The sequence below is a fragment of the Mesorhizobium sp. B1-1-5 genome (genome assembly GCF_006443065.1).
In the GTDB taxonomy this organism is placed as follows: domain Bacteria; phylum Pseudomonadota; class Alphaproteobacteria; order Rhizobiales; family Rhizobiaceae; genus Mesorhizobium.
On record NZ_VFWS01000279.1, the window covers coordinates 1 to 1,833 of the forward strand.

The following is a 1,833-nucleotide window of genomic DNA, read 5'->3' on the forward strand; positions in this document are numbered from 1 at the left end:
TGGCTCGGCGAAGCCGAGACGGAGTGGGGGTCGACCAGCGCTACATGAGACAATGCATGCGCCAAGCTGCCATGCACCCTATCGCCAAAGACCAGCCGCTTGGAAATATGTGCATGCCGTAGCCCACTTGGGGGGAGATTGGCAGTTTCTGGCGCCCCGCTCTTCCTGTAACATTTGTGATTGGCGAAAACCTGCGCCATCTGGCCGTCCTCGGCACCCTGCGCCATCTTGTGACAAGGTTCGGTAAGAGCTACCGATCCCGTCATGACCTACCTCATCTACATCGCAGCCGCTCTTGCCGAGATCGCCGGCTGCTTCTCGTTCTGGGCGTGGTGGCGGCTGGAGAGGTCGGCGCTCTGGCTTCTCCCCGGCCTCATCTTGCTGGCGCTGTTCGCGTCGCTGCTGTCGCTGGTCGGCACGGATGCGGCGGGCCGCGCCTACGCCGCTTATGGCGGCGTCTACATCGCCGCCTCGCTCGGCTGGCTGTGGCTGGTCGAAGGCGTGCGTCCCGACCGCTGGGATCTGGCCGGCGCGGCGCTCTGCGTCGTAGGCGCCTCGGTCATCCTGCTTGCGCCGAGGGGAGCCTGAGATGGAACTGCCCGCCCCGCTCCGGCAAGGCGTCGACAACCTCTTGGAGAAGGTGCCATTGCCGACGCTGAAGCAGGCGGCGCGGACGCTCTCGGAGCGCTACCGCGCCGAGCTGCGCGACGGCCGCCTGCATATGGGCGAGGACATGGCCGTCAAGGCCTATCTGGCGACGCGGCTGCCCGCCACCTATGCCGCCGTGCGCGCCAGCCTCGATGCCTTGATCGAGACCCGCCCCGACTTCCGGCCGGCGAGCCTGCTCGATGTCGGCGCCGGACCTGGCACCATGCTTTGGGCCACGACCGACGCCTGGCCTGAGCTCGAACGGGCGGTGCTGGTCGAGGCAAGCGCTGCCGTGCGCAAGGTCGGCCAGGCGCTTGCGGAAGGCGCTATCACGGCCCGCGCCGACTGGATCGCCGGTGACGCGACTATCGATCTCGACGGCATCATGCCCGCCGACCTCGTCAGCGCCGCCTATGTGCTGGATGAGATCGTGCCTTTATCGCTGCCGAGGCTCATCGACCGCCTCTGGCGGCTCACGGCCGGCACATTGCTCATCGTCGAGCCCGGCACGCCCGCCGGCTGGCAGCGCATCCTTGCCGCGCGCCGGCAACTGATTGCGGCCGGCGCGCATGTTTTGGCGCCCTGTCCGCACGCGGCGCCCTGCCCGCTTGCTCCGCCCGACTGGTGCCATTTCGCGCGCCGCGTCGCCCGTTCGCGCCTGCATCGCCTGGTCAAGGAGGCCGAGGTGCCATGGGAGGACGAGAAGTTCATCTATCTCGCCGCCTCCCGGCAGCCCGCGCCGGCGCATTCGGCGCGGGTGATCGCGCCGCCAAAGGGGGGCTCCGGCAAGGTGGTGCTGAAACTCTGCCAACCGGACGGCAGCGCCGGCGAGCGCCTGTTCAGCAAGCGCGACGGCGAGTTGTTCAAGGCGGCGCGGCGGGCAGACTGGGGCGACACGCTGGGCTGAGCGAGCGATCGGGAGAAGACGCATCGTCGATGCGGCCGATGCCTTTGTGGAACAGCGACTTTGGAGATTAGCCGAAGCGCCCGAAACTTCGTCATCCACGGGCGGAGCGGGAGCGCAGCGGACGCGTAGACCCGAGGATCCATTCCGTGACCTCGCGCGAAGAATGAAGGCGGCGCAGAACAGGGCCGTTCTGCATCGCCGCGACGCTTATAGGTCACGGAATGGATCCTCGGGTCTGCGCCGCGTCGCTTCGCTCCTTGCTCCGCCCGTGGATGACG

General features: G+C 68.0%; 2 protein-coding genes. Both read left to right on the forward strand.

Translation table 11 applies throughout. The features are described from left to right. Positions 1–264: 264 nt before the first annotated feature. The gene (locus FJ980_RS30390) at positions 265–588 is read left to right on the forward strand and encodes a YnfA family protein (protein WP_140547286.1); all 324 of its coding nucleotides are present in this window, start codon (positions 265–267) and stop codon (positions 586–588) included. 1 nt (position 589) lies between these two features. Continuing rightward, on the forward strand, positions 590–1,555 hold the full coding sequence (locus FJ980_RS30395) for a small ribosomal subunit Rsm22 family protein (protein ID WP_140547287.1): 966 nt from the start codon (positions 590–592) through the stop codon (positions 1,553–1,555). Positions 1,556–1,833: the final 278 nt, after the last annotated feature.

Coding starts and splice junctions, on each gene's coding strand:
- FJ980_RS30390 (WP_140547286.1), top strand. CDS start 265: ATGACCTACCTCATCTACATCGCAGCCGCTCTTGCCGAGATCGCCGGC.
- FJ980_RS30395 (WP_140547287.1), top strand. CDS start 590: ATGGAACTGCCCGCCCCGCTCCGGCAAGGCGTCGACAACCTCTTGGAG.